This window comes from Halobellus clavatus (assembly GCF_900107195.1).
Classification (GTDB): Archaea; Halobacteriota; Halobacteria; order Halobacteriales; family Haloferacaceae; genus Haloquadratum; species Haloquadratum clavatum.
In genome coordinates, this window is sequence record NZ_FNPB01000012.1 from 75,585 (window position 1) to 101,241 (window position 25,657).

At 63.5% G+C, this 25,657-nt stretch carries 20 protein-coding genes and 1 tRNA gene; 5 read left to right on the forward strand and 16 right to left on the reverse strand.

Features of this window, described 5'->3' with window-relative positions; genetic code table 11:
* Positions 1-3 precede the first annotated feature (3 nt).
* Positions 4-2,625, forward strand: a complete 2,622-nt coding sequence (locus tag BLU74_RS14990; RefSeq protein WP_089768779.1) for a DUF1156 domain-containing protein — start codon at positions 4-6, stop codon at positions 2,623-2,625.
* 2 nt (positions 2,626-2,627) lie between these two features.
* On the forward strand, positions 2,628-3,017 hold the full coding sequence (locus BLU74_RS14995) for a DUF8076 family protein (RefSeq protein WP_089768781.1): 390 nt from the start codon (positions 2,628-2,630) through the stop codon (positions 3,015-3,017).
* A 281-nt stretch (positions 3,018-3,298) separates the two neighbouring features.
* Here the strand turns inward: BLU74_RS14995 and BLU74_RS15000 are convergent, their stop codons facing one another.
* From BLU74_RS15000 to BLU74_RS15030, 7 genes are all read right to left on the reverse strand, one after another.
* Complete coding sequence (locus BLU74_RS15000; protein WP_089768783.1) at positions 3,299-5,425, reverse strand: DUF7845 domain-containing protein; 2,127 nt, start codon at positions 5,423-5,425, stop codon at positions 3,299-3,301.
* Between the two features lie 337 nt (positions 5,426-5,762).
* Positions 5,763-5,834: transfer RNA gene (locus BLU74_RS15005), tRNA-Ala, on the reverse strand.
* 141 nt (positions 5,835-5,975) lie between these two features.
* Positions 5,976-6,284 carry a 30S ribosomal protein S10 gene (gene rpsJ / locus BLU74_RS15010; protein WP_049985148.1) on the reverse strand — a complete coding sequence of 103 codons (309 nt, stop codon included), beginning with the start codon at positions 6,282-6,284 and terminating at the stop codon, positions 5,976-5,978.
* Complete coding sequence (tuf, locus tag BLU74_RS15015) at positions 6,285-7,550, reverse strand: translation elongation factor EF-1 subunit alpha (protein ID WP_089768785.1); 1,266 nt, start codon at positions 7,548-7,550, stop codon at positions 6,285-6,287.
* 277 nt (positions 7,551-7,827) lie between these two features.
* Positions 7,828-8,787 (reverse strand): homoserine dehydrogenase, encoded by a 960-nt coding sequence (locus tag BLU74_RS15020; RefSeq protein WP_089768787.1) that lies wholly within the window; start codon positions 8,785-8,787, stop codon positions 7,828-7,830.
* Entirely contained in the window at positions 8,784-9,332 is a 549-nt protein-coding gene (locus BLU74_RS15025) for an amino acid-binding protein (protein WP_089768849.1), read from the reverse strand. The genes BLU74_RS15020 and BLU74_RS15025 overlap by 4 nt, the downstream gene beginning before the upstream one ends.
* Positions 9,333-9,858: 526 nt before the next feature.
* Complete coding sequence (locus BLU74_RS15030; protein WP_089768789.1) at positions 9,859-12,048, reverse strand: elongation factor EF-2; 2,190 nt, start codon at positions 12,046-12,048, stop codon at positions 9,859-9,861.
* A gap of 240 nt (positions 12,049-12,288) precedes the next feature.
* Between BLU74_RS15030 and BLU74_RS15035 the strand changes: the two genes are divergently transcribed.
* Complete coding sequence (locus tag BLU74_RS15035; protein WP_089768791.1) at positions 12,289-13,053, forward strand: DUF5781 family protein; 765 nt, start codon at positions 12,289-12,291, stop codon at positions 13,051-13,053.
* A gap of 116 nt (positions 13,054-13,169) precedes the next feature.
* On the opposite strand, the gene BLU74_RS15040 is transcribed toward BLU74_RS15035, so the two are convergent.
* From BLU74_RS15040 to BLU74_RS15080, 9 genes are all read right to left on the reverse strand, one after another.
* Entirely contained in the window at positions 13,170-13,784 is a 615-nt protein-coding gene (locus tag BLU74_RS15040) for a 30S ribosomal protein S7 (RefSeq protein ID WP_089768793.1), read from the reverse strand.
* A gap of 1 nt (position 13,785) precedes the next feature.
* A complete protein-coding gene (locus BLU74_RS15045; RefSeq protein WP_089768796.1) occupies positions 13,786-14,214 on the reverse strand; it encodes a 30S ribosomal protein S12 in 429 nt (142 codons plus the stop codon).
* Between the two features lie 247 nt (positions 14,215-14,461).
* Positions 14,462-14,884, reverse strand: a complete 423-nt coding sequence (locus tag BLU74_RS15050; protein ID WP_089768798.1) for a NusA-like transcription termination signal-binding factor — start codon at positions 14,882-14,884, stop codon at positions 14,462-14,464.
* Between the two features lie 3 nt (positions 14,885-14,887).
* Positions 14,888-16,135, reverse strand: a complete 1,248-nt coding sequence (gene rpoA2, locus BLU74_RS15055; protein ID WP_089768800.1) for a DNA-directed RNA polymerase subunit A'' — start codon at positions 16,133-16,135, stop codon at positions 14,888-14,890.
* On the reverse strand, positions 16,128-19,052 hold the full coding sequence (locus BLU74_RS15060) for a DNA-directed RNA polymerase subunit A' (protein ID WP_089768802.1): 2,925 nt from the start codon (positions 19,050-19,052) through the stop codon (positions 16,128-16,130). The genes rpoA2 and BLU74_RS15060 overlap by 8 nt, the downstream gene beginning before the upstream one ends.
* A gap of 12 nt (positions 19,053-19,064) precedes the next feature.
* Positions 19,065-20,894 carry a DNA-directed RNA polymerase subunit B gene (gene rpoB / locus BLU74_RS15065; RefSeq protein ID WP_089768805.1) on the reverse strand — a complete coding sequence of 610 codons (1,830 nt, stop codon included), beginning with the start codon at positions 20,892-20,894 and terminating at the stop codon, positions 19,065-19,067.
* Between the two features lie 3 nt (positions 20,895-20,897).
* Positions 20,898-22,466: a DNA-directed RNA polymerase subunit B'' gene (locus BLU74_RS15070; protein WP_089768807.1), complete on the reverse strand. Its 1,569-nt coding sequence runs from the start codon at positions 22,464-22,466 to the stop codon at positions 20,898-20,900.
* Positions 22,463-22,690 carry a DNA-directed RNA polymerase subunit H gene (locus BLU74_RS15075; protein ID WP_089768809.1) on the reverse strand — a complete coding sequence of 76 codons (228 nt, stop codon included), beginning with the start codon at positions 22,688-22,690 and terminating at the stop codon, positions 22,463-22,465. The genes BLU74_RS15070 and BLU74_RS15075 overlap by 4 nt, the downstream gene beginning before the upstream one ends.
* Positions 22,691-23,063: 373 nt before the next feature.
* Positions 23,064-24,356, reverse strand: coding sequence for a hypothetical protein (locus tag BLU74_RS15080; protein WP_089768811.1), 1,293 nt, complete (start codon positions 24,354-24,356; stop codon positions 23,064-23,066).
* Between the two features lie 97 nt (positions 24,357-24,453).
* Between BLU74_RS15080 and BLU74_RS15085 the strand changes: the two genes are divergently transcribed.
* Positions 24,454-24,987, forward strand: a complete 534-nt coding sequence (locus BLU74_RS15085; RefSeq protein ID WP_089768814.1) for a DUF8056 family protein — start codon at positions 24,454-24,456, stop codon at positions 24,985-24,987.
* A gap of 97 nt (positions 24,988-25,084) precedes the next feature.
* Positions 25,085-25,579: a DUF5812 family protein gene (locus BLU74_RS15090; protein ID WP_089768851.1), complete on the forward strand. Its 495-nt coding sequence runs from the start codon at positions 25,085-25,087 to the stop codon at positions 25,577-25,579.
* The last annotated feature ends 78 nt before the right edge of the window (positions 25,580-25,657 follow it).

Sequence of the window (25,657 nt, forward strand, 5' to 3'; positions counted from 1 at the left end):
ACTATGACTGACAAAACCGAGACCTGGGACAAACTCCCGCTGAACCTGATGGACGAACTGGCTGAAAGCGAGACATACAATCGGTACCACTATCGACCCATTTATTCCCTCCACAAGTGGTGGGCGAAACGACCGGGGTCAACGTTTCGGTGCCTCGGACTGGCAACCCTCAGCGATGACGATGTGACCAAGGAGGACATCCTCACACGGAGGAACAGCGGTACTCACGACGGACTCTACATCAATCCCGATACATCACGGTTGGAACAGGATGCAACCGTTCTTGACCCGTTTGCTGGCGGCGGAACTACCCTCGTCGAACTCAACCGTCTCGGTGCCGATGTCATCGGGTACGAACTGAATCCTGTCGCTTGGTGGACGGAGAAGAAATCGTTGGATGATGTAAACATAGATGTTCTCAAGAACGAGTACGAAAGGGTACTTGAAGAGATTCGAGCCGAACTTAGCGAATTCTACACAACTACCGATCCGGATACAGGTCAAGAGTGCGAAGTCCTGTACTACTTCCAAGCACAGACTATTCCATGCTTAACGTGCAACGAGGACGTCAAACTCTTTCCCCGATACCAGTTAGCAAAAACGAAAAAGACCAGCCCCGGGGTGGTCTATTGTCCTAATGACGACTGCGACGACCGAATCATCCGCATCCAAAATCGGGACGTAAGTGAGAGCGAGGTCTGTCCGAACTGCGGTACCGAGTTTGACCCGAGCGATGGGAACGCCAGCAGAGGAAAGTACACCTGTTCAAACGGCCACAAGCATGACATCAAGGAGACTCTGAAGCGCCGGAGTGAGAAGCCCACGTTCAACCGGTTCGCTCTTCAATACATAACTCCAGACGGAGAGAAAAAATTCAAAGAGTTTGACGAAGATGACGAAAGGCGAGCTGTGAAGGCGAGGAACCGGCTCAAAGAAGTGGAGGACCACCTCCCAATACCTGAACAAACACTTCCAGAGACCAGTACAAGGACGGGGACAGGTCGTCTAAAGAACTACAATTACACTCACTTCCAGGATCTATTCACAGATCGTCATCTTCTCACCTTCGGGTTACTATTTAAGAAATTCTGGAAAATCAAAGATAAAGAGTTTGAGGATGCCGATGCCCAGAACATTGCTGAATTCTTGGTAACAACGGCATCAAATAATCTGAACCGGGCAAGCAATCTCTGCAAATGGGATACCTACTACTCACAAATCAACGACGTATTCCAGCGGCATGCTTATATCCCGCGTGTTCAACCTGTAGAGGCAAACCCACTCAACCACGAAGAGAACGTAGCCTCACTGGATAGTGCCTTCACAAAGGTAATCCGAGCAAAGGACTACTGCCAACGTCCCTTCGAGAAAATCAAAAATCCAGAATCAGGTGAGGTGGAGCAGTTCTACGTTAACGGCGAAACTATCTCTGATGACCGAGTTGCGGGCCTCAACTGCAAAACTTCCGAACGACTTGATGAAGACGACGAATCGGTAGACTACGTCATCACTGACCCCCCGTACTACGACAACGTTGAGTACTCCACTCTCTCCGACTATTTTTATGTCTGGCTTCAACAGTGCCTCAATGAGGAATACAACGAGTTCGAACCCGATTTAGTGCCGAAAGCCCGTGAAATCATCGCCGACAAGACATCACAGAAAGATGAGGAGTTCTTCATCGACTCTCTCTCTAATGTGTTCTCAGAATGCAATCGTGTTCTCAAGTCAGACGGCGAGATGGTATTTACGTATCATCACAACGAGAATGAGGCATGGTCCGTCATCCTTGAGGCTCTCATCGACAGTGGCTTCACTGTGGCCGGAGCGTATCCCGTACAGTCGGAGATGCCAATTAATCCGCACATCTCCGAACTTGACAATGCCGAGTATGACATCCTCATCTTCGCCAACAAGGAGAAGACGGATGAGGAAATCACGCTCACGGAACTCCGCCAGAACCTGTTCTTCGAGTTGCAAGACATGGCCGCTGAGGAACGCGAGCGCCACGAAAACCTCTCGAAGGCCGACCTCGGGGTCATCCTCCGCGGGAAGTGCATGTACTACTACTCGCGGCACTACCCGAACGTCTACTCTGAAGGCGAGCAGGCCGGTATCGACGAGGCGCTCGATACGGTGGACTCCATCATTGAGCAGGTTCTCGAAGGCTCGGTCAACCTCCCGGCGAGCATCGACTCCATCAGCGAGGCGTACGCCGCCTTTGTCCAGCGCGGCCCCGAGGGCTACGATGATCTCAACAAGCAACTGCTGGCGAAGAACCTGAACGTCAGCGACCTCGAAGACGAGAAACTCGTGAAAGGGCCGCGCGACAAGAAGGAGCCGGTCTCCGGTGACGAGCGCGTCCACCACATTGAGCGGAAACTCAGCAAGAGCGGCAACGGCTCACAGCAGACGCTCGGCGGCGACGAGGCGGACTCCGACGCGCTCCTCGACGTGGACAAGGTGCAGTACCTCTACCACCTGTACAAGACCGACCAGAACACCTCGGAGTACCTCAGCGAGTGGAAGACCGATGACCTGCAAGAACTCGCCGAGTTCCTCGCCGACGCGACAGGCGACGACCGCTACGAGAACGTGATGGAAATGAGCCTCTCCCAATTCTGACCATGTCCCTCAACGCCGGCTACAATCTCGTGACGGACCGCATCGAGGACACCGAGGAAGAACTCCCGGCGTTAGCGTTCTTCCGCCGGCTCGCCAACAACGGGACGCTCCCGCCACGGCTCACGGTGACTCGGCTCGAAGACCTGCTGTATGAGACCGACGAGGAAGAGCGCGATGAGGCCGTCCGCGAACTCCGCGACGTGCTTCGGGAAAGTGGGTCATTCCGGGGTCCGAAAGCCATCCAGTTCGTCTTCGATGGCGACCTCGTGGACGACGACGTGTTCAGCGTGCGTATCGAACGCGGCGGCGACGCCATCTACCTCCCGGTGGGGAATCTGTTCGTGGAGGAACCGCGGGTCGTTGAGGCGGGTCACGCGGTGGCTCGGAAATAACGGTCGGTGTCAAGGCGCGCCGAGTCAGGCGCGCCGACCAACCTCTGTTTCTGCTGGACATCTGCCGAGCGAAGCGAGGCAGTGGTTTACTCAGGTGGCTCCTTAGCCACACCCCTAACGGAGAATTGGGTACCCCGCCTCGGAATCGACAGAACCGGCTTGACACTGTTGAGTCGCACAGTCGAATCAACGCTCGAATCGGCCGCTATCCACCTCGAAAACAAGCAAAAATACCCGCCAAACAGAGCAATCGATAGTGATGCCTCTCACGAGTCGCCGCGCTACCCGGGGGTCCCGAGCGCGTCCGCGAAGTGCTTCGGCGCGTAATGCTCGCCGTCGACAGTGGTGATTGCGGGGGCAAACTCAAATCCGAAGTTTCGAATCGGCTCGTCAGTCACCTGTGACCATTTCAGAGCCCCCTCTCGGAGAATCCGACGCGCTTCCTCTATCGTAGACGGCTTGAATCCGACGTCTAACTCGTCCGGATCGGCATCATCTGTCCGGCTAATCTTACCACCGTATCTATCCAGCCAGCGACTCCACGGGTCATCATCGGCATACGACTCTGCCCGAGTAAGTCCGTCCAGAGCGTTTTCCAAGCCGGATTGGATGCTCCCGGTGACTGTATCGATGTAGCCTGTCAGCTCTTGAGCGATGTATTTCGACCCAAGTTGTACCTCGCCGTAGGTATGATCAACGAGCGGTGAGAGACGTTTTAGCGCCCGGTAGATCGTGTCCAGATGGACACCGATGGACTCAGCTAACTCTTTGGGGGATGTCTTTCCGCCGTCCGTGAGCAGCGTGTCGACGAGCTCAGCGTCGGTTGAGTTCATCTGGTTCATCGTCGCGACCAGTTGGTCGTCCTGTTTCGACTCGATTCGCGGCAGCTGGTCGGGGAGTAGTTTCCGCCAGCGCCGCGATCCCGAGACGTCGAAGTAGTCGTCAGCGACATAGAACTCGTCATCCGGCTGGGCTGGGATGTTCGACCATTCCAAGACGTTCAGAAGCGCCTCGTCTAGTTCTTTGACGAGTTGGTCGAGATCATCCCAGTACAGCGTCCCGTCGTGTATCGAATTCTGGAAAGAGACGCAAATCTTTGGGTTTTCGAGAGCAGTTCCTTCGACAGCGTCCGGATTACGTAGATGGTAGTGCTTGAATTCTTTTGCGAGTTCGTGGTCAGCGATGAGTTGCCCAGCACGCCTTGAGTCGATAGTTGTCGTGTAATAGTGACCAGGACACTCTCTATCGTCACGGACAGTTTTCGTGTACCCTTCTTGGTCCCCTGATAAGAGATGAGAAATCCGATGTAGTGTACCATCGAAGGAGATGACACGCCCCGTTTTCCCATCTTTGACGCGGACGTGTAGCTCGCCGTCGATGATGTTTGACGAACGGTGAATCTGATCAGGTGCGAAGTCCTCCGGGTGGAGTAACGTCGGATTACTGTACCGGAAGCCCTGACGGTCTGCAAGCGCACTGAGCGCCTGCTGTAGAATGTGGGGATACTGTTCGAAGTCCCAGTAAGAGCCTGTAACTTCGACGTCGTATCCCTCGATGTCATACGGATTCGACAGCGTGGAATACCCTTCTTTGCTTTCGATATCGGGCCAGCGCGGTGATATTAGGAAGTAAGCTCGCTTTCTGGCCTCTGATCTTGCGTCATCCCACGATGAATACGCACTCGGATAGACGCGGATAGGGTACTCGCGGACCTCATCGAGCTCGAAGTTTGGTGAATCACGTGGAGCGATACCGCACTCATCGAAACCAAACTCGACGTTCAATTCCTCTCCCTCAATATCGATACTGGTACGTAGTTGACCGTGTTTCTCGAAGTCGTGCTCGCCTTGCAGTGATCGAAGCCCGAAGTACGATCTGAGTGGATTCTCGCGATCGCTACAGTCCCATTTGAGATACGCTTTAAATTCGTGTGGCTGTGTGTCGATGAACTGTCGAGAGAAGTGCCCGTCGTCCTCTGAATTAGCCGCCTCGGATGTCTCGTCGGTGACGGTCGCGTCCGAATCATCCTCGTCTTCGAGACGTGTCTCGGCGCGCTCGTACGCTTCACAGGTCTTGAGATGGATCTCTGGATCATCCGTCCGGGTATGTGACTTGCCACAGTATTGACACTGTGAGACTGGTTCAGCGTCACACCTGCCCTCGTGTCTCACCGCGATGCGGTGCTGTTTGAACTTACATCGGCAGAACCGGCACCTGGCGACGTAACGGGGCGAAACGGTTCGTCGCCGTGATTTCGTTGATGTAACTGACTCGGATGCAGTGGTGGCGCTCTCCTGGTGTTCAGCGGATTCCGTTTGCTCGACCGAAGACTGGATCGAGTCGGCATCATCACCAGTGACCAGTTCAGCCTCATCGAGTTGGCTGAAGAAGTCGTCTGGGTCGGTCACTGTGACCAATCTCTTCCATCGCTGCTGGCGTACGGGACCGAATGTCGGCTCGCGCAGCACCCTGGGGGGAGAATACTAATAGGTGCGATTCCCCCTTTTTTCGGGGAGATTGAACGAATCGTACTGAGCCTAGGCCGGGTTATTCTTCCGGTCGTACTCAGGTATCGGGACAGAACCTTCCTTCTGTAAATCGCAATACTCCAGGCATCCGGAAGAAAATCCCTCGTGGACTCACTCTCAAGCAGATCTTTTTTCGCAGATAACGAATTAGAATATTGGCTGCTGACCGTCGGAGACACCTCTCCACGGCGAAACTCTAAATGAAGAATAACCGATATGGACTCGCTGGGATTTGAACCCAGGGCCTCTTCCTTGCGAAGGAAGCGATCTACCGCTGATCTACGAGCCCGCAATTCGATCGAAGGCGGGGCGTCATTTGTACTTTCTGTTTCGTCCCCTGCGCGTGGTGCGATCACACGCGAAGCGACGCGCGTGACGCCGACGCCTTAGCGCCGTGACCGACGGGTGCGCGTCGGACGGGGCGTCGACCTCAGTCTTCGAGGACGATCTCGATGCTGACGTCGTTCGGCACCTGGATCCGCATCAGCTGCCGAAGCGCGCGTTCGTCGGCGTCGATGTCGATGAGACGCTTGTGGACGCGCATCTCCCAGTGCTCCCACGTGGCCGTCCCCTCACCGTCGGGGGACTTCCGCGCGGGCACTTCGAGCGTCTTCGTCGGCAGCGGGATCGGCCCGCTGAGGTTGACTCCCGTCTTGTTCGCGATTTCGCGAACGTCGTCGCAGATGTCGTCGAGGTCATCCGGGCTGGTCCCGGCGAGACGGACGCGTGCCTGCTGCATTTATCGCTCGTTGACCTCGAGGACCTTCCCGGCCGCGATGGTCTGACCCATGTCGCGGACGGCGAAGGACCCGAGCTCGGGGATGTCGCCCGACGGCTCGATGCTGAGCGGCTTCTGCGGGCGCACGGTGACGACCGCAGCGTCGCCGGACTGGATGAAGTCGGGATCTTCCTCGGCGACCTCACCCGAGGCGGGGTCGAGCTTCTGATCGATGGATTCGATCGTACAGGCGACCTGTGCCGTGTGGGCGTGGAAGACCGGCGTGTAGCCCGCGGTGATGACCGACGGGTGCTGCATCACGACGACCTGGGCCTTGAACGTCTCGGCGACCGTCGGCGGCTCGTCCGCGGGGCCACAGACGTCGCCACGGCGGATGTCGTCCTTGCCGATGCCGCGGACGTTGAACCCGACGTTGTCACCGGGGCCGGCCTGCGGCACTTCCTCGTGGTGCATCTCGACGGTCTTGACCTCGCCGCCGACGTCCGACGGCTGGAAAGAGACGTTGTCACCGGGGCTGATGGTGCCGGTTTCGACACGTCCGACCGGGACCGTCCCGATACCCGAGATCGTGTAGACGTCCTGAATCGGCAGGCGCAGCGGCGCGTCCGTCGGCGGCTGCGGCTCCGGCAGGTTGTTGAGCGATTCGAGCAGCGTCGGGCCGTCGTACCAGGAGGTGTTCTCCGATGCCTCGGAGACGTTGTCGCCCTCGAACGCGGAGATCGGGATGAAGGTAGCGTCGTTGGCGTTGAACTGGACCTGGTTAAGAAGCTGCTGAACCTCTTCAGTGACCTGCTTGTAGGAGTCCTCGCTGTAGTCGACGAGGTCCATCTTGTTGACGCCGATGATGAGTTCGTTGATGCCCAGGGTGCGAGCGAGGAAGACGTGCTCGCGGGTCTGCGGCGCGACACCGTCGTCGGCGGCGACGACGAGGACCGCGTTGTCGGCCTGGGAGGCACCCGTGATCATGTTCTTCACGAAGTCACGGTGGCCCGGACAGTCGACGATCGTGAAGTAGTACTCGTCGGTGTCGAACTCTTGGTGGGCGATGTCGATGGTGACCCCACGCTCACGCTCTTCGGCGAGGTTGTCCATCACATAGGCGAACTCGAAGCCGCCTTTGCCCTTCTCTTCGGCTTCTTCGCGGTGCTGCTCGATTACGTGCTCGGGGACGGATCCTGTCTCGAACAGGAGTCGCCCGACCAGCGTACTCTTACCGTGGTCGACGTGGCCGATGATGGCCAAGTTCTGGTGCGGTTTGTCACTCATAGGTAGGTCACGCGCTAAGGCGCTCTGTACCGCCTTCTTTAGCCAGAAAGCCCTAAAACCATTTCGATACGTAGACGGCCGAAACGCCGCAGTATCGCGGTTTGTGGCAGCATCTACCACGGATATCGATCGCACTTTCGTTCCGTCCAACGTCGCGTGAGGAGCCCGCAGACGGGGTCCCGAGCCGGTCGGTTGGCGGTCGGCGGATCTGCGTTCGTCGGCGCCTCGACACTGTCAGCGGTGGCGAGGCCGACGCCACCCGCGGCCGGGATGCCCGCTACTCCAGTCGGCCGACGTCACCGAGAACTGCCGACGCCGTCTCCGGGCCGCCCGCACCGCGGCCACTGAGGTTCAGTTGACCGGCGTGGTCGGTCTCCAACTGGACGATGTTCCGCGTACCCGTGACCGCGAGCGCGGCGTTCTGCGGGACGAGGCGCGGCCCGACGCGGATTCCGTCCCGGGTGGCCTCGCCGACGAGCCGGATCGTCCGGCCGTCTTCGGCGGCCAGTTCGAGCGCGCTGCCGGGGACGTTCGTGATCCCCTCGACCTCGGCGTCCTCGAGCGTGAACTCCCGTTCGCCCTCCGAGAGGACGTTCGCGAGGATGACGCACTTCAGCGCGGCGTCGGTCCCTTCGACGTCGAAGGTGGGATCTGCCTCCGCGACGCCGAGGTCCTGGGCCTCTGCGAGGACGTGTTCGTAGTCGATACCCTCGGCGGCCATCCGCGAGAGGATGAAGTTCGCCGTGCCGTTGAGGACGCCCCGAGCGGCCGTGACGTGAGACGGCGAGAGGTCCTCGACCGTCGAGACGATCGGGATCGCGCCGCCGACGGTGGCCTCGAAGCGGACGCGCCCCTGACTGTCGCGTTCGAGGTCCCGGACGTCGGCGTAGCGCTCGGCGACGGGCCCCTTGTTCGCGAGCACGACGTGGCGGTCGCGTTCCAAGGCAGTCCGGAGGTGTGAGAAGCCGGGGTGGGCGTCGCCGAGTGTCGTCGGCGTCGCCTCCACGAGGACGTCGTAGTCGGCTGCGAGGGCGTCTTGCGGGTCGCCGTCACCGACGTGACCCTCGCTGGCCTTCCGGTCGAGAGCCGTCCCGGTGTCGATGCCGTCGTCGTCGACGACCGCCGACGACGAGTCCGCGAAGGCGACGACGCTGTGGCCGTAGTCGGCTGCCAGTTCGACGACCGATCCGCCGACGGCACCCGCGCCGACGACCGCGAGGCGTTTGCTGTCGGTCATACCGCACCCCCTGCGAGCGGCTCGACGACGTGCAGATCTTTCTCCTCGGCGATCTCGTGGACGATCGAGAGGGCTTTCGTCGCCTCGCCCGCCCGCGTCGCCATCCGGAGTCGGGCGCTCGACGTGTCGCTGCGGCCCTCGGGGGCGTTCAGCGAGAAGTCGTCGATCGAGGTCGCCGAGCAGTCTTCGATCCGGCGGAGCGTATCGGAGAGGTCGGTGTCGACGAGGTGACCGACGAGCAGCACGACGACTTCCTCGGCGTAGTGCTCTGCGCCCGCCTGCACGACGTTGACGCCCTCGTCGCGGAGCGCAGCCACGATCGCGTCGAAGCGGTCCGGCGTCGCCTCGACGTCGATCTCGACGGGGATCCGCCCGCGCGGGGTGACGTTCCCCCGCTCGTGGAAGATCGAGAGGAGGTTCCCGCCGTTGGCCGAGATGGGTTCGAGCGCGTCGAGGAGCTGTCCCGGTTGGTCTGCGAGTTCGAGCCGGATCGTGTGCGGTTGCGGCTCGCCGTCGGCGTCGGTATCCGGGTCGGTGCAGTCCACGCGGTTCGGCCGCGAGCGCTCGGTGGCGTCGGGGTCGGTTTCAGCGTCGGGGTCGGTTTCAGCGTCAGCCGTCGATTCGGCCTCCGCGTCGGGGTCTAACGTCGACGTCACTGCTCGATCACTCCCGAGCGGGAGCGGGCCTCACGAGCCACGGTTCGATGAGAGACGACGACTCGACGGCCGCTGTGAGCGACGGGTCGAGATCGTGAGGTCGGAGCCGTACACATACCCCAAGGTCAACCCCCGGACCGATATAAGCCTTCGTCGATGCACGCGTTGCCGCCGGCGAAAACTGCCGCCGACTCGGCAGTGTGGGCGACGTCGTCGTCAGCCATCGACTCGAGCGGGGACCCGAAACCGAGCTGGTCGGGGAGTGAGAGCAGTTGCAGACGCAGTCAGTCGCCCGAATTTCGCGAGACCGGTGCTCGAACGTGAAGGTTCAGCTATCGGCGTGAAGAACGAGAACGTCGAGAGCGTCGAGAGCGGAGAGACTGCGTTCGGGCCGACGGGAGTCCAGTCGCGCGACCTAGAACTGGTCGACGGACTGGGGGAGTTCGAGCTTCATCCCCTTGCGCTCGCGGATCTCCATAATCTTCTCTCGCTGGAGGTTGTCCGAGAGCACGCGGAAACCGGCGTTCTCGGTGTTCCACGAGGCGCGGCCTTCCGTGGCCGAGCGGATATCCGAGGAGAAGCCGATCATCTCTTCGACGGGCGCGATGCCCTCGATGACCATCAGGTCACCTTCCTGGAACATGTCGTCGACGCGGCCACGGCGACCCTGGATCTCGCCGGACGCCGAGCCCATGTGTTCGGAGGGAACGTCGATACGGACGTTCTGGATGGGTTCGAGCACTTTGATGTCCGCGTCGATGAGCGCGCGGTGAACTGCGTCCCGAACCGCGGGGATGACCTGCGCGGGACCACGGTGGATGGTGTCCTCGTGGAGCTTCGCGTCGTGGAGGCGGAGCAGCGCGCCCTGGACCGGCTCGTTGGCGAGCGGGCCGTCGTTGAGCGCTTCCTCGAGCCCCTCGATCACGAGTTCCATCGTCTCGTTGAGGTGCTGGATCCCCTTCGTGTCGTCGATGAGGATGTTGGTGCCGTGGATGTGCTCGACCTCTTGGGAGGTGTCTTTGTCCATCCCGGCCTCCTGCAGCGCCTCACGACGCTCCAGTTCGGGCATATCCATCGAGACTTCGCCGAGCTTGATCGCGTCGACGACGTCGTCCGAGAGGGGTTGAACCGTGATGTAGAACTTGTTGTGACGGTTCGGCGAGACGCCCTCGACCTCGCGGGAGGCGTCCTGCGGGGACTCCCGGAAGACGACGATCGGTTCGCCGGTCTGGACCGGAATGCCCTGGTTCTTCTGGATGCGCTGGGTGATGACCTCGAGGTGCAGTTCGCCCTGCCCGCTGATCAGGTGCTCGCCGGTGTCCTCGTTGATCTCCACCCGGATGGTCGGGTCCTCTTTGGCGACCTGCTGGAGCGTCTCGATGAGCTTCGGCAGGTCGTCCATGTTCTTCGCCTCGACGCTCTTCGTGATGACCGGCTCGGAGATGTGCTCGATCGACTCGAACGGCGTCATCTCCACGGAGGAGACGGTAGAACCGGCGATCGCGTCACGCAACCCAGTCACGGCCGCGATGTTACCCGCGGGGACGCCACGATCGAGCTCCTCGCGTTCACCGCCCATGAAGATCCCGACGGACTGGACGCGGTTCTGCCCGACTGTTCCGGAGACGTAGAGTTCCTGCCCCTGTTTGATCGTCCCGCTGAAGAGTCGCCCGGTGGCGATCTCGCCGGCGTGGGGGTCCATCGAGATGTCGGTCACCATGAAGACGACCTCTCCGTCGTCGTCGACTTCCTGCATCTGCCGGGCGAGCTCTGCCTCGTCGTCACCGCGCCAGACGCGCGGGATACGGCGGGGCTGAGCGTCGAGCGGGTTCGGGAAGTGCTCGGCGACCATATCGAGGACGACGTCCGACAGCGGCGTCTGCTCGTGGAGTTCGAGCCGCTGGTCGTTGCGCTCCATCTCGATGATCTCGGGGAAGCCGATGCCGGTCCGAGCCATCGAGGGCGCGGAGACGCCCCACTTGTACAGGGCCGACCCGAAGGCGACGGTCCCGTCTTCGACCGAGACCGTCCAGTCTTCGACGTTGTCCATGTCCTCGGTCATCCCGCGGATGAGTTCGTTGACGTCGCCGATGACGTCCATCAGCCGCTCTTGCATCTCCTGGGGCCCCTCCTGGAGCTCGGAGATGAGGCGGTCGACCTTGTTGATGAACAGCGCGGGCTTGACGCCCTCGCGCAGCGCCTGCCGGACGACCGTTTCGGTCTGCGGCATCGCGCCCTCGACCGCGTCGACGACGACCAGCGCGCCGTCGACGGCACGCATCGCCCGCGTCACGTCGCCGCCGAAGTCCACGTGGCCCGGCGTGTCGATGAGGTTGATGAGGTGATTCTGCTCTTCGTACTCGTGGGTCATCGAGACGTTTGCCGCGTCGATGGTGATCCCACGTTCCTGTTCGTCCTCCTCGGTGTCCATCATCAGGCGCGTGGCCTCGCCCTCGTCGGCGATCATCCCGGCACCGGCCAGGAGGTTGTCCGTCAGTGTGGTCTTTCCGTGGTCAACGTGAGCCGCGATGGCGATATTCCGGATCTGCTCCGGTTTGTCCATCAGTTGCTCACACTCTTGTACGATCTTCTTTCGTCGGCCCATTATGTGCCCCTGTACCGGTAGGAGGGTCAAAAGGGTAGTGTTTTGCCGGTGGCGAAATCGACCGATACGACGGTCACTACGGAGGTATGTACCCGTTTGACACGGGGTTCGCGGACCGCCAGATGATCGAGACGCTCGATCGGAACGCATACCGTGGGGCGACGTCGCGTCGGCTGTGCCGCGTTGAGCCCGGATCCGGGGGTAAGAGTCTTGTCGCGCCACCCCGTGAGAAAGATACGCATGGACCTTCGAGTACGCGGCGACGTCCCGGCCGACCCATTCCTCGGCGCAGCGGACCTCTTCGAGACCGAGTGCGACCTCGACCTCCCGGTGTACGTCGACGTCCGGACGGACCCCGACGAGCGGACCTGGGCGGCGCACTACGAGGACCGCCACGTGTTGAACATCTCCCGGCAGGCGGCGACGAGTGCGATGGCGCGCGAGTTGGTGGTCCACGAGTTGGCTCATATGGCTCGCAACGAGGAGGGCCACGCCTCGCACCATCTCAAGACCGAAGAAGCGCTCTTTCTCGCGCTCTCCGGCGAATCAGTCGAGCGGCGGAAGGTCGCACACTGCTATCAGATCGCGAATCACATGAAGGACATCTACGCCGACGACATCACGCTCTCGGTGATGCCCTCCGAGAAACTGGTCTCCTTTCTGGAGTCCGAACTCGCTCGCGCGGTCGCGACGCGGTCGGGTCCCGCGCCGTGGCCCGAGTCACGCCGCGTCACGGCGGGGTCCGATCCGGAGATCACCGCCGTCAACGCGGCGTTCGCGCTCGGCCTCGTCGAGCGCCACGACGTCATCAGTCGCGATCACCGGCTCTACGACCTCGCGCACGCGGCGGCCGACGACGCACCGAGCGTCGACCTCGACGCGTTCAAGCGGCGCTTCAGGTCGCTCGGTGACGACCCCTCCGACAGCGACTACCGGAAGACGCTGGTGGACGCGACGCGGGCGTACGTCGTCGGCGAATCCGGCACCGGTATGGCCGCCGACTGAGGACTGAGGTGTCGACCGAGGCTGTCGACTGATTTCCGACGACTCGACGCGACGACGCGGCGGCTCTCGAACGAAGCAAAGAGAGAAAGAACCAGACGCCGTGAGTGGCGAACGGCCTACCGGGCCGCTTCCGCGACGCGCTCGGACTCTTCTTTCTGGCTGATGGCGTACGACTGGACGTCGTAGTCAGCCGCGCCGATGAGGACCTGTGCGAGTGCCTCGTGGGCGCTCTGCGGGTTCTTGTACGACCCGCGCTGGGTGCCCTCGGCGATGAACTTCAGCGCCTGGTCGACGCGGCGCTGCGGCGCGACGTCGACGGCCTGCGGAACCGAGATCCCGCCGTACTTGAGGCGAACCGTCTCCTCGCGGGGCGCAGCGTGTTCCACCGCGCGGACGAGGACCTGCACCGGGTTCTCTTCGGTGCGCTCGTGGACGAGTTCGAAGGCCTCCTTGACGATCTTCATCGTCTTCTGCTTGTGGCCCGTGTTCTCCTCGGTCTGCATCAGGCGGTTGACGAGGCGCTCGACGACGCTGATCTCGGACTTCTGGAACTGCTTGGAGGCGTGGCGACCCATCGTGTGAGCGATGGGCGTCACGTTGATGTAACGCTCCGTCGAGGGGTCCGAGTACTCGATGTCGGTGACGTTCCAGACGCCGAACAGTTGCGCGTTCGTCTCCGCTTCCTCGCTGTCGGCCGGCGCGTCCGGCTCGGGGGCTTCGCTTTCGGACATCTTAGCGCACCGGCTTTTCGGCGTTGCCGCGGACCAGTTCGATCATCGAGACGCCGTTGACCTTCTCGACTTTGTAGTTCACGCCCGAGAGGTCGCCCATCGCGCGACCCTTCGCGCCGCCGATCCCGGCGATCGTGACCTCGTCGTGCTCGTCGATGAACGAGATTGCGCCGTCGCCCGGGCAGAAGGCGGTGACCTGCTTGCCGTTCTTGATCAGCTGCACCCGAACGCACTTTCGGATCGCCGAGTTGGGCTGTTTCGCTTCGATCCCGACCTTCTCGAGGACGATCCCGCGTCCCTGCGGGGCCCCTTCGAGGGGATCGGACTTCGCACCGAGACCGCGTTCGCGGCGCGCGTACTCAGAGTCGGACCAGCGTCGTTTCTGCCGGTCCTGCTTGAGCTTCCGCGCGGCGTATTTGCCGTTCGCCATAGTGACCCTGAGTTCCCCGCGGAGGTACTTAAGCCTCCCTTTTCGGACCCAGCGAAACGGCCGCACGTCGGGTTAGCGCCCCCTAAGGACGATTCTGCGGCCGTCGTTTCGTCCGTCACGCTGTGCGGTACACGCCCGCTCACTGGGGGAAAGAGGCTGAACGGCGGAGAGAACGTGTCGTTTTCGATCGGGCTCCGGTCCAGATCGGTGGAAGCGGGGCGACGCCCGACGGCGGCCGTTCGGAAACTCAGGTCAACTGGATGTCGTCGATCTCGTGGTGTCGCGCGGCGAGCGTTCGGGCGGTCTCGATGTGCGTCCCGTCCGCACCGATCGCGACCCCGCGGTCGTCGTCCGGCACTTCGACGTAGGCGATCGTCTCGCCGCCCTGCTCGGAGAGCGTGACGTGTCTGACCGCCGCGGGCGCGAGTGCGCTCTCGACGAAGGCGCTCGGGGTCTCGGCGTCTTCGACGAGTTCGACGTCGCGGCCGATCGCCGACTCGACCGCCTGGACGTGCGCGCCGCCGGGGCCGATCGCTGCGCCCATCTCGCCAGCCGCGACGAGGATGACGACGCGGTCGTCGTAGGGAAGGCAGTCGCGCGCCGTCGCCCCCGTCTCGTCCTCGAAGAGGGCGATGAAGCGCCGCGCCTCGTCGGAGAGCGTGACTCGCATCCCTCAGTCGTCCGTGTGCTCGGCGGCGGAATCGGACGGTGCCCCGCCGTCTGTCTCGAGCGATCCCATCCGCAGGTCCACGTCGCCGGTCCCGATCGAGACGGGCTTGCCGACGATGACGTTTTCGATGACGCCGTCGAGGTCATCCTCCTCGCCGTGGACCGCCGCGTCGAGCAGGTGGTTGACCGTCACCTCGAACGCAGCTCGCGCCAGCACGGAGTCCTTCGAACCCGAGATACCGTGCCGACCGATCGACTCGATCTCGCCGCGGTTCGTCATAATGTCCGCGACGAGCATCAGGTGCCGGACGTTCACGTCGTCGAGCCCCTGCTCGCGAAGCGTCTCCATCGTCTCGTTGATGATGGCCTCGCGGGCCGCCTCGACGCCGAGGTTGCGGTAGACCTCGTGGATGTTGTTACTCGTCGTGCGGGAGGCGTCGACGCCCTCGATCGAGAGCACGTCGCCGAAGGCCGATCCCTCGGTGTAGAGGACGAACTCCTCGCCGTCGGTCTGCTCGTTTTCCTCCTTGCGGATGACGACGCGGGAGATATCCTCCAGTCCTTTGAACACGATGTCGCGCAGTTCCTCGACGAGTTGGAGGAGTCGGCGGTAACTCGGTTCCTCGGGGCCGAACTCGATGAGCGTCTCCGAGCGCCGCGTCGAGACGCCGAGAGCGTCTTCGATCGTCTCGGCGATCTCCTGGGCGACGGTGTCGATGTTGTCGACGGTCGGCCACCGCTCGGCCAGCGTGTCTTCGTTCAGATCGACCTGCACGATCATGTCGGCCACGTTCGTCGAGATGTCCCCGAGCGCGAGAATCTTCGTCGCCTCCATCTGCCAGACAACCTCGTGGGCGCGCTCGCGGTTCTCGGCGTACTCGTCTTCGAGGTGGACCGTCATCATCGGCGTGTCCGGCGTCTTCCGCGCGTCGACGAGTTCGATGAGTCGGGGAAGCCCCTGCGTGACGTCGATCTCGGCGACGCCCGCGTAGTGGAACGTGTTCATCGTCATCTGCGTTCCGGGTTCGCCGATCGACTGCGCCGAGACGGTCCCGACGGGGTCGTGGGCGTCGACGCGGGAGTCCTCGTAGCGCGAGGAGATCGCCTGGGCGATCTCGTCGGCTTGCTCGATGGTGACGCCCTCGCGGTCCTCGATAGTCTCGTAGATGCGGTGCCGGAGGCTCTCGGGCAGATTGTAATCTGTCACGATAGCCTCGATGTCGTCGGTGATGTACTCGTACTCCTCAGTCATCGGACTCCACCTCCAGGCTCTGGGCCTTGTCGAGGCCGGGGCCGGCGTACTCGGAGATGTTCGTCGGTCGTTCCTGCCGGCCGAGGAACAGCTCTTTCTCCTCTTCGGACTCGAACTCGGCGTCGAGGATGCGGTCGGCGACGTTCTCGACGTCGATCGGGTTCTCCTCGGAGGAGGAGACCTTCACGGGCGAGGTGCCGTCCTCACCGAACTCGAACTGGACGACCGTCCCCGAGGTGTCGCGGACGGTGCCGTCGTACTGCGCTTCCAGTTCGGAGAGCGCGTTGATCAGCCGACGCTGCAGGTACCCGGACTTCGACGTCCGGACGGCCGTGTCGACCAGTCCCTCGCGGCCACCCATCGCGTGGAAGAAGAACTCCCGTGGGTTCAGGCCGCTGCGGTAACTGTTCTCGACGAAGCCGTGCGCGTCCGCCGAGAGGTCGTCTTTCTGGTAGTGGCTCAGCGTTCGCCCCTCGTAACCGCGGTTGATACGCTCGCCACGAACGGCCTGCTGTCCGACACAGCCGGCCATCTGCGTGAGGTTCAGCATCGAGCCACGTGCGCCCGAGCGGGCCATCACGACGGCCGGGTTGTCGTCGCTGAAGTGGTCCTCGGCGATCTCACCCGCGGAGTCGCGGGCCTTGCCGAGTTGCTGCATAATCTTCATTTCGAGGGTCTCGTCGACGGTGCGGCCCGGCAGCGACTCGAGTTCGCCGGCGTCGTAGATTTCGATGAGTTCGTTGACGCGGTCGTAAGCGTTGCCGATCGCCTCGTCGACCTGTGCCGTCGCCTCGTCCGGAATCGACTCGTCATCGATCCCGATCGAGAACCCGAAGTGCATAATCGCGCGCATCGCCAGCGAGGCGACCTCGTTGACGAACACGCGGGCGCGAGTCTTCGAGTGAACCTTCGCGAGCGTGTCGACGACTTCGCCACCGAACGCGCCGACAGCGTCCTCGTCGATCGTTCCCGAGACGAGCCGTCCGTCTTCGATCAGCACCTCGTCACCGGCAGAGGAGGTGAATTCGAGGTTCAGGTCGTCGGGGAGCAGTTCGCTGAAGAGCTGCCGACCGGTCCAGTAGGGCTCGCCGGTCTCGTCCTCGCCGACCGGCTCGGGAAGGGTGTCGATGCTCGTCGCCCGCAGGAGGTCGAGCGCCTGCGTCTCGGAGAACTGCGGATTGCCGTTGGTGAGGAGATACGTCCCGGAGATGTGGTCCTGGATCGCCCCGATGATGTTCTCACCGAACCGCGGACTCAGGAGCTGCTCCTGGACGCGCATCAGGACGCGGGCCTCGGCCCGCGATTCCTCGGTCTGCAGCGCGTGCATATTCATCTCGTCGCCGTCGAAGTCAGCGTTGTACGGCGGACAGACGACCGTGTTCAGCCGGAACGTCTTGTACGGCATCACGACGACCTCGTGCGCCATAATCGACATCCGGTGCAGCGATGGCTGCCGGTTGAAGATCACGATGTCGCCGTCGATCAGGTGCCGGTTGACCTCCCAGCCGGCGTCGACCTTCTCGGCGAGTTCCTCGCAGTTCTTCTCGGTCACCTTCAGCCGGCGGCCGTCTGGGCGCTTGACGTAGTTCGCGCCGGGGTGGCCCTCGGGGCCGTTCCGAACGTACTGCTTGGCCTGTTCGAGGTTCCGTTCGGAGACGTTCATCGTCTGAGTCATCTCGCGAGCGACGCGCTCGGGGACACCGACCTCGTTCAACGAGAGGGTCGGGTCCGGCGAGATGACGGTCCGTGCGGAGAAGTTCACGCGCTTCCCGGACAGCGAGCCGCGGAAGCGGCCCTCTTTGCCCTTCAGGCGCTGGCTCAGCGTCTTCAGCGGACGGCCCGAGCGGTGTCGCGCCGGCGGCGTCCCCGAGATCTCGTTGTCGACGAAGGTCGTGACGTGGTACTGGAGCAGTTCCCAGAGGTCCTCGATGATCAGCTGCGGGGCACCGGCCTCGCGGTTCTCCATGAACCGCTGATTGATCCGGATGATGTCGACGAGCTTGTGCGTCAGGTCGTCCTCGGAGCGCTGGCCGTTGTCGAGCGTGATCGACGGCCGCGCGGTGACCGGCGGGACCGGGAGGACGGTGAGGATCATCCACTCGGGCCGCGAGCGGCTCGGGTCGACCCCCAGCGTCTCGATGTCCTCGTCGGGGATGTCCTCGAACCAGTCGCGGATGTCGGAGGGCATGAGCTTGTTCATGTCCTCCTCGGTGAGGTCGACGTCGAGCGACTTCTCGATCTTCTTTCGGTCCTCACCGACTGGACGGAACTCGCCGGAGAGGATGTCGTTGACCCGGCTCACGTCGAGCCCGGAATCCTCGGCGAGTTCGGCGGGTGAGACGCCGCCGTCGCCCTCGTCGTCGGGCTGCATCGCCTCGGCGATGCGCTCGGAGTAGTCGCCCGCGAGGACGTCCTGGACCTCGTAGTAGGTGGTCGGCTTCTCGTGCTTGATGTCGTGCTGGGGCGCACCGCAGTGCGGGCAGCGGTCGGCCTTCCGGGCCTGACGGACTGCGGATTTGAGGACGTCGGTCCAGTCCTCGCCCAGTTCCTCGTTGCGCTGGAGGCCATCGCGGAACTCGTCCTGTTCCTCGGCGGTCAGCGAGAGGCGGCCGCACTCCCGACAGGTCGAGCGGAGCAGGCGGCGGATGAGTTTCGTGAAGCCGACGTGGATGACGGGCGCAGCCAGTTCGATGTGGCCGAAGTGGCCGTTACACGAGCCCGAATGTGACCCGCAGGTGCGGCACTCGAGGCCGGGGTCGATGACCCCGAGGCGGGGGTCCATCAGCCCCATATCGATTGGGTAGCCGTCGTCGTCGTAGGTGTCCGCGGTGATGATCTTCGTCGCGGACATATCTCGGTACGTCTCGGGGTCCATCAGCCCGAACTGGATGGCTCCGATCTCTTTGGGTGTCTGCATTGACATTGGTGGTTAGACTGCGTCTTCGAGGTCGAGGCGCGGTCGGATGCCGAGCGCGATCATCTCATCGAGGAGGAGCTTGAACGCGTAACTGATCTCGATCTCGTGGATGTCGTCTTCGTCGCCGGTCACGGGGTCGTAGATGCGGCGCTGGCCGCGGTCCTCGACGGCGACCATCCCCGTCTCCGCGGAGATGTACACCGTCTCTTTGTCCGAGGAGTCGAGCAGGCGCTCTTGGAGCACCATCGCGGCACCGTGGCCGATGACGGTGTCGCGCTCCATCTCGCCCAGCCGGAGGCCACCCTCGCGGGCGCGCCCCTCGGTGGGCTGGCGGGTGAGCACCTGCACCGGCCCGCGCGAGCGGGCGTGCAGTTTGTTGCTCACCATGTGGTAGAGCTTGTGATAGAAGATGGTCCCGACGAAGATCTCGGCCTCGATCTTCTCGCCGGTGACGCCGGAGTACATCACTTCCTTGCCGGAGGATTTGAAGCCGTGATCCTCGAGCGCGCCGCGGAGTTCCTCCTCGTCTTCGCCCTGGAAGGCGGTGCCGTCGACGCGGCGGCCCTCGAGCGAGCCGACCTTGCCGCCGAGCATCTCCAGCACGTGCCCGACCGTCATCCGCGACGGGAGCGCGTGGGGGTTCAACACGAGGTCGGGCACGACGCCCTGCTCGGTGAACGGCATATCTTCCTGCGGTGCGAGGTGGCCGACGACGCCCTTCTGTCCGTGACGGGAGGCGAACTTGTCGCCGAGTTCCGGGACCCGCTGGTCGCGGACGGAGACCTTCGCCAGTTTGGAGCCGTCTTCACCCTCCATCAGGGTGACCGTGTCGACGACGCCGGATTCGCCAGAGCGCATCGTGACCGAGGTCTCGCGGCGCTTCTGCGGCGAGAGCCCGCCCATATCGTCGGGTTCCTCGAGGAACCGCGGGGGAGAGGTCTTGCCCAGCAGGACGGAGTTCTCGTCGACCCGCGTTTCGGGGTTGACGAGGCCGTCCTCGTCGAGGTGGGTGTACGCGTCTTCCCCGCGCGCACCGCGGACGTCCTGACTCGGGATCTCGAAGCGGTCTTCCTGACCGCCGGGGTACCGGCGTTCCTCGCCCTCGTAGGTCCGGAAGAAGTGCGAGCGCGCCATCGCGCGGTCGACCGAGCCCTGGTTCATCACCAGCGCGTCCTCGATGTTGAAGCCTTCATACGACATCACGGCGACGACGAAGTTCTGCGCCGCCGGCCGCTCGTCGAACCCGATCTGTTCGGTGGTCTGGGTCTTGACCATCGACAGTTGCGGGTAGTGCAGGAGGTGCTGTCGCGTGTCGGGACGGATCCGGTAGTTGGCCGCCGGGAGCCCCAGCGACTGCTTCATCATCCCCGCGCCCATCGTAATCCGGGGCGAGGCGTTGTGCTCGGGGTAGGGAATCATCCCCGCACCGATGCCGAAGATGAGTTGCGGGTCGATTTCGAGATGCGTGTGGTCCTCGGTGACCTCGTCCTCGTCGACGGCGACGTAGATGTCCTCTTCCTCCTCGGCGTCGATGAATTCGACGTAGCCGCGCTCGACGAGGTCTTCGAACTCCAGAGCGCCCTGCTCGACGGCCTCGATCTCGTCGTCGCCGAGGAGCGGTTCCCCGTTCTCGACGACGATCAGCGGGCGGCGCGCGCGGCCAGCGTCGGCGTTGACGATGACCTCGCGTGTGCGGTCCTTCACCGAGACGTTGACCATCTCGCTGATGTCGCCGCGACGGCGGGCCTCTCGGATCTGTTCTGCGAGCTGTTCGGGGTCGGGGTGGGTGCCGACCAAGCTACCGTTGACGTAGACTTTCGCCTCTCGTTGTGTCTGAGCCATTGATCAGTCGTCCGCGGGGGTTCCAGCTGCCGGTCCCTCGATACCGGGAATTCCTTCGACGCCCATCGACGCCAGTTCGCGCTTGAGCGACTGTTCGTCCTCGATGTTCTGTGAGAGCTCCATCGCCTGCGCGAAGTTCTTCACGAGACCGCAGTTCGGTCCCTCCGGGGTCTCAGAGGGACAGATGCGACCCCACTGGGTCGCGTGCAGGTCGCGCGCCTCGAAGTGCGGCTGGCTCCGCGAGAGCGGACTGCGGAGCCGACGCAGGTGCGAGAGCACGCCCATGTAGTCCGTCCGGTCGACGAGCTGGGAGACCCCAGAGCGGCCGCCGACCCAGTTCCCCGTCGCGATCGGGTGTTCGAGCCGCTCGGTGAGCACGTCCGAGCGGACGACCGTGTTGACGGTCAGCTGTCGATTCCGCATATTCGCCCGTTCGAGCTGGTACTTCACGTCGCGGGCGAGCTTGTTGAGCGCCGTCCGGAAGAGGTCCTTCATCAGATCGCCGGAGACCTTGAGCCGCTTGTTGGCGTAGTGGTCCTTGTCGTCGGATTCGCGGCGTTCGAGCGCGAGCTCGAAGCACGCCTCGGCCATCCGGCAGAGGTAGTACGCCTTGTTGATGCGCACGTCCTCGTCGTCGACGCCGTCCTCGTGGAGGTGTGGGAGGAGGTACCGGTCGATGACGTAGTTCGCGCGCTTCAGCTGGTAGTTCTTGCCCTGGCCGCCCGCGACGCGCTTGCCGAGTTTCTCGATGGCCTGCTCTTCGGTCTGGACTTCGGCCTCCTCCAGATTCTCGAGCATAAACTTCACAATCTCGGGGTCGTCGCTCACGCGGTGGACGATCTCCTCGTCGGATTCGAGTCCCAGCGCGCGGACGAGCGTCACGAAGTTTACGCTGCCCGAGACCGAGGGGAAGGAGACTTCGAGCAGTCCTTCGCGGTTGCGTTCACAGAGCACGAGCGCGCGGTAGCCACGGCGCTGTGAGAACGTCTTCGCGACCTGGATCTCGTCGCCGTACTTCGAGTCGTACTCGGCGAGGATCTTGTTGGGTGCGAGGTCCTCGGACGTCATAAGCACCCGCTCGGAGCCGTTGACGATGAAGTAGCCGCCGGGGTCGACGGGGTCTTCGCCGATCTCGATCAGTTCCTGTTCGTTGAGGCCGTCGATGTTGCACTTCGTCGATCCGACCATGATGGGCATCCGGCCCACCTTGGTCTCGGTCGTGTCGACGACGACTTCCTCTTCCTCCTCGCCGCCGCGGACGATGGACATCTCCATGAACACCGGCGCGGCGTAGGTGATGTTCCGGAGGCGGGCTTCCTGCGGGAAGAGCAGTTCCTCAGAACCGTCGGCTTCGCGGACGCGCGGGGTCTCGACACGCACGTCGCCCAGTTCGACGAAGACGGGCTCTTCGCCCTCCTTGTCGCCGATGTCGGTCTCGATCCGTTCCTTCTCGGTGACGACGTCCTGCATTCCCCGCTCGAGGAAGTTGTTGAACGAGCGGAAGTGGTGTTCTGCGAGCCGTTCCTCGGAGAAGTACTCGCGCGAGACGACGCGTCGGTCCTGTCGGTTCATTCGATCACCAGTCGGTAGGATACCGCTTTGTCTGTGGTTCGAGAGTCGCGGACGATCTTGACGACGTCACCGACCGCCGCGTCGTCGGGCAGCGCCGGATCCTTCCGCTTGATCTTCGGCAGGTCGGCGCGTTTGACGTCGTACTGCGTCAGCATCGACTCGACCTCATCCTCGTCGATGAGCGTGTGCTCTGGGACGAGCTCGTGTTGGCTTACGTCTACCATGTCTTGTGATGGGATGTGGTTGGGGAAGAAGTTCTCACGGGATACTACAGCCCGGTTCGAAAGGGAGCCATTTAACGCTTGCCAACTTCGGGTCAGAGAAGCGCGGCTCACCGTCACGGGGGACCACTCACCCGTGTTGGGTCGACCCACGGAGGACGACAATAAAGATGTTGCGGCGAACGCGACGGGTGTCGTGACGCGAACCGCGACTCGGGTCGGGTCGGCGCGGACCGCCACGAGGGGTTATATACGATGACGGGACCAGCGACCCCGTGAACTGAGTGCAGTCCCGCGTCGGGAAGCGGTTGCCCGGCACGTCGGCGCGGGAGCGGTCGTGCCGGCTGTTCACCCCCTTCAGCTGACGAGTCCGTCGCTACTCTACCACCAGGCTCGTCCGTTCGTCGACGGCGTCGGCCTCCTCGAAATCGCCCCCACCGAGCAGTCCGCGAGCGGCGCGTTTCCCCCACTCGACCGCCGGCTGCGTGAACGTCGAAACCGACGCCAGTTCGCCGTAGAGGACGCACGCCGCCTCCATCTCGTAGAGCAGCGAGCCCAGGGACCGCTCGTCGACGGCGTCGATCTCGACGCGGATCGCGGGCACCCCCGACTCGACGAGACTCGCCTCCGTCGCCTCGAACTCGGCGTCGAGCAGTTCGCCGAGCGAGGAGCCGCCGAGGTACGAGAGCCCGTCGAGTTCCGTCGCCGGGATCCCGAAATCGGGCCGATCGCGCGGTCGGACGAGGGTCACGAGCTTGTCCCGCGGGCCGGCGCGGTACAGTTGCAACTGTGAGTGCTGGTCGGTCGCGCCGAGCGCCCGCGCCGGCGTCTGCCCGAGGCCGTCCTTGCCGAGGCTCTCGGCCCAGAGCTGGGCGAACCACTCAGCGAACGTCTCCAGCCGCTCGGCGTACGGCATCATCGCGTTCGTGAGTGCGCCGCGCCCGGTGAGCGCGTAGGCGGTCGCGCCGTAGGCGTACGCGGGCGTCTCGAACAGCGATCCCGAGAGCCCGTCCGCCGCCGCAGCCGCACCCGCTCGGAGCGCATCGAGGTCGTGCCCCTGGATCGCGGCCACGGCGAGCCCGACAGTCGAGAGCGCGGAGAACCGGCCCGGAACGCCGTCGGGGACCGGCAGCGACGGCAGGTCGTGTTGCTCCGCGAGGTCGCAGAGGTTCCCCGACTCGCCAGTCGTAACGAACGTCCGCTCCGTCCAGTCGACGCCGGCGTCGGCCATCGCCTCGCGGACAACGAGGAAGTTCGCGAGCGTCTCCGCGGTGGTCCCGGAGCGAGAGACGACGTTCACGACGGTCCGATCGAGCGGCAGCGACGCCAGCAGCCGGGAGACGTGCTCCGGATCGACGTTATCGAGGAAGTACGCGTCCGGATCCGCCGGTCCAGCGAGCGCGTCGGCGAGCGTCGCTGCACCGAGTGCGCTGCCCCCGATACCGACCGTGAGGACGGCCGCCGGATCCTCGAACGGCGCGACTGCGCCGCGGATGGCATCGAGGTCGACCGTCTCGGGGAGATTCAGCGCCGCGTAGCCGTGTTGGCTGTTCCGACGACCGGCCTGAATCCGCTCGTGAGCGGTCGCCACCTGTTCGTCGAGCCGTTCGAGCGAGTCCCGGGAAACGCCGGGCGTCGCGCCGAGCGCGCTGCCGAGGTCGACGTACATACGTACCGACTGCCGCCGCAGGCGAAAAAGCGGTCGGTCCACGTCGGGCCACCGAGAGACCGGTCCGTTGAAACGGCCCGACCTCCTACGTCGGGCGATGACATCCGATTACGGGGGCGTCTTCGGCGCGTACCCGTTCGCGTTCCGAGCCAGCGAGTCGCGGCTGTTCAAGCTCTACGTCGTCGCGAGCGCACTCGCCGTGGCGCTCATCGCCCTGCTCGTCACGATCGCGGTCGTCGTCCTCATTGGACAGACCGCGGCCGTCCAGGGTGGCTCCCTGACGCTCTCGCGCGCCTTCTACGTCGTAATCGGCCTGCTCGTCGTTCTCCCCGCAGTCGCGCCGACGCTCGTCGTGGCGCGGCGGCGGCGGCGAGGAACCGACACCTCGAGCCGGCACGAAACCGCCCTCGCCGCGGCCGGGTTTCTCTTCTTGCTCTCGCTGTATCTCGGGCTGGTCGCGTCGATGCCGGAGACGTTTATGCTGGACGGCGAGACGGTGACCCGCCCGCAGCCGACGGGGGCCTTCGCCCCGGTGATCGGTGTGTTGTACGCGATCCCGCCGGTGCTCTCGTGGTCGGTGCCGCTCGCCGGGGCGGCGCTCGTCGGTCTCGCGCACTGGCTCTTCCGCTGATCCGTCGGTGAGTCGGCAGTGAGCCGACAGAGCGCCGCGGATGCGGAGCCGAGACACGACGAAACCCGGAAGTGCGCCCGCCGTGTATCCGCGAGCGATGACTGACGCCGACACCGCCGCCAGCGACGAGCAGGTCGAGGGGACGTTCCTCGTGACCGCCGCCGACGACACCTCGGCCGTCCTCAAGAACGTCGAGAGCGGCCAGGTCCACACGTTGTCGTCGAATCCCGGCGTCGAACGCAACGACGTCATCGAGGGAACCGTCTCCCCGGACCCGCCGATGAACGTCTCCTACCAGCTCGTCGAAACCGTCTCCCGGCGATCGCTGTCGATCGGTCGGAGCGAGGAACCGCCGACGGCTCACTCCGAGGAGCTGGCCGCCGCACAGGACGTGGGCGAGTTGACCCGTGAGCCGCGTGAGGGGATCGGGGAGATACACGTCATCACGGTTCCCGACGACGGCACGGAGACGGCCGTCGACGACGTCCTCGAAGACGAGGAGGGGCTGCTCTCGCGCGCGGCGCGGCTCGGGGTGAACCGGGTCGAGATCCGCTCGTCGCCCGGCGTGCTCTCGGTACGGTATCTGCCGTAGACCCCTTCGTTTCGGGCCGAGGCGGCAGCGACTGGCAGCGACGAGCATAAGAAGGCTTATTCGGCGGGGCTCTCCACC

Coding starts and splice junctions, on each gene's coding strand:
- BLU74_RS14990 (WP_089768779.1), top strand. CDS start 4: ATGACTGACAAAACCGAGACCTGGGACAAACTCCCGCTGAACCTGATG.
- BLU74_RS14995 (WP_089768781.1), top strand. CDS start 2,628: ATGTCCCTCAACGCCGGCTACAATCTCGTGACGGACCGCATCGAGGAC.
- rpsJ (WP_049985148.1), bottom strand. CDS start 6,284: ATGCAGCAGGCACGCGTCCGTCTCGCCGGGACCAGCCCGGATGACCTC.
- tuf (WP_089768785.1), bottom strand. CDS start 7,550: ATGAGTGACAAACCGCACCAGAACTTGGCCATCATCGGCCACGTCGAC.
- BLU74_RS15020 (WP_089768787.1), bottom strand. CDS start 8,787: ATGACCGACAGCAAACGCCTCGCGGTCGTCGGCGCGGGTGCCGTCGGC.
- BLU74_RS15030 (WP_089768789.1), bottom strand. CDS start 12,048: ATGGGCCGACGAAAGAAGATCGTACAAGAGTGTGAGCAACTGATGGAC.
- BLU74_RS15035 (WP_089768791.1), top strand. CDS start 12,289: ATGGACCTTCGAGTACGCGGCGACGTCCCGGCCGACCCATTCCTCGGC.
- BLU74_RS15040 (WP_089768793.1), bottom strand. CDS start 13,784: ATGTCCGAAAGCGAAGCCCCCGAGCCGGACGCGCCGGCCGACAGCGAG.
- BLU74_RS15045 (WP_089768796.1), bottom strand. CDS start 14,214: ATGGCGAACGGCAAATACGCCGCGCGGAAGCTCAAGCAGGACCGGCAG.
- BLU74_RS15050 (WP_089768798.1), bottom strand. CDS start 14,884: ATGCGAGTCACGCTCTCCGACGAGGCGCGGCGCTTCATCGCCCTCTTC.
- rpoA2 (WP_089768800.1), bottom strand. CDS start 16,135: ATGACTGAGGAGTACGAGTACATCACCGACGACATCGAGGCTATCGTG.
- BLU74_RS15060 (WP_089768802.1), bottom strand. CDS start 19,052: ATGCAGACACCCAAAGAGATCGGAGCCATCCAGTTCGGGCTGATGGAC.
- rpoB (WP_089768805.1), bottom strand. CDS start 20,894: ATGGCTCAGACACAACGAGAGGCGAAAGTCTACGTCAACGGTAGCTTG.
- BLU74_RS15070 (WP_089768807.1), bottom strand. CDS start 22,466: ATGAACCGACAGGACCGACGCGTCGTCTCGCGCGAGTACTTCTCCGAG.
- BLU74_RS15075 (WP_089768809.1), bottom strand. CDS start 22,690: ATGGTAGACGTAAGCCAACACGAGCTCGTCCCAGAGCACACGCTCATC.
- BLU74_RS15080 (WP_089768811.1), bottom strand. CDS start 24,356: ATGTACGTCGACCTCGGCAGCGCGCTCGGCGCGACGCCCGGCGTTTCC.
- BLU74_RS15085 (WP_089768814.1), top strand. CDS start 24,454: ATGACATCCGATTACGGGGGCGTCTTCGGCGCGTACCCGTTCGCGTTC.
- BLU74_RS15090 (WP_089768851.1), top strand. CDS start 25,085: ATGACTGACGCCGACACCGCCGCCAGCGACGAGCAGGTCGAGGGGACG.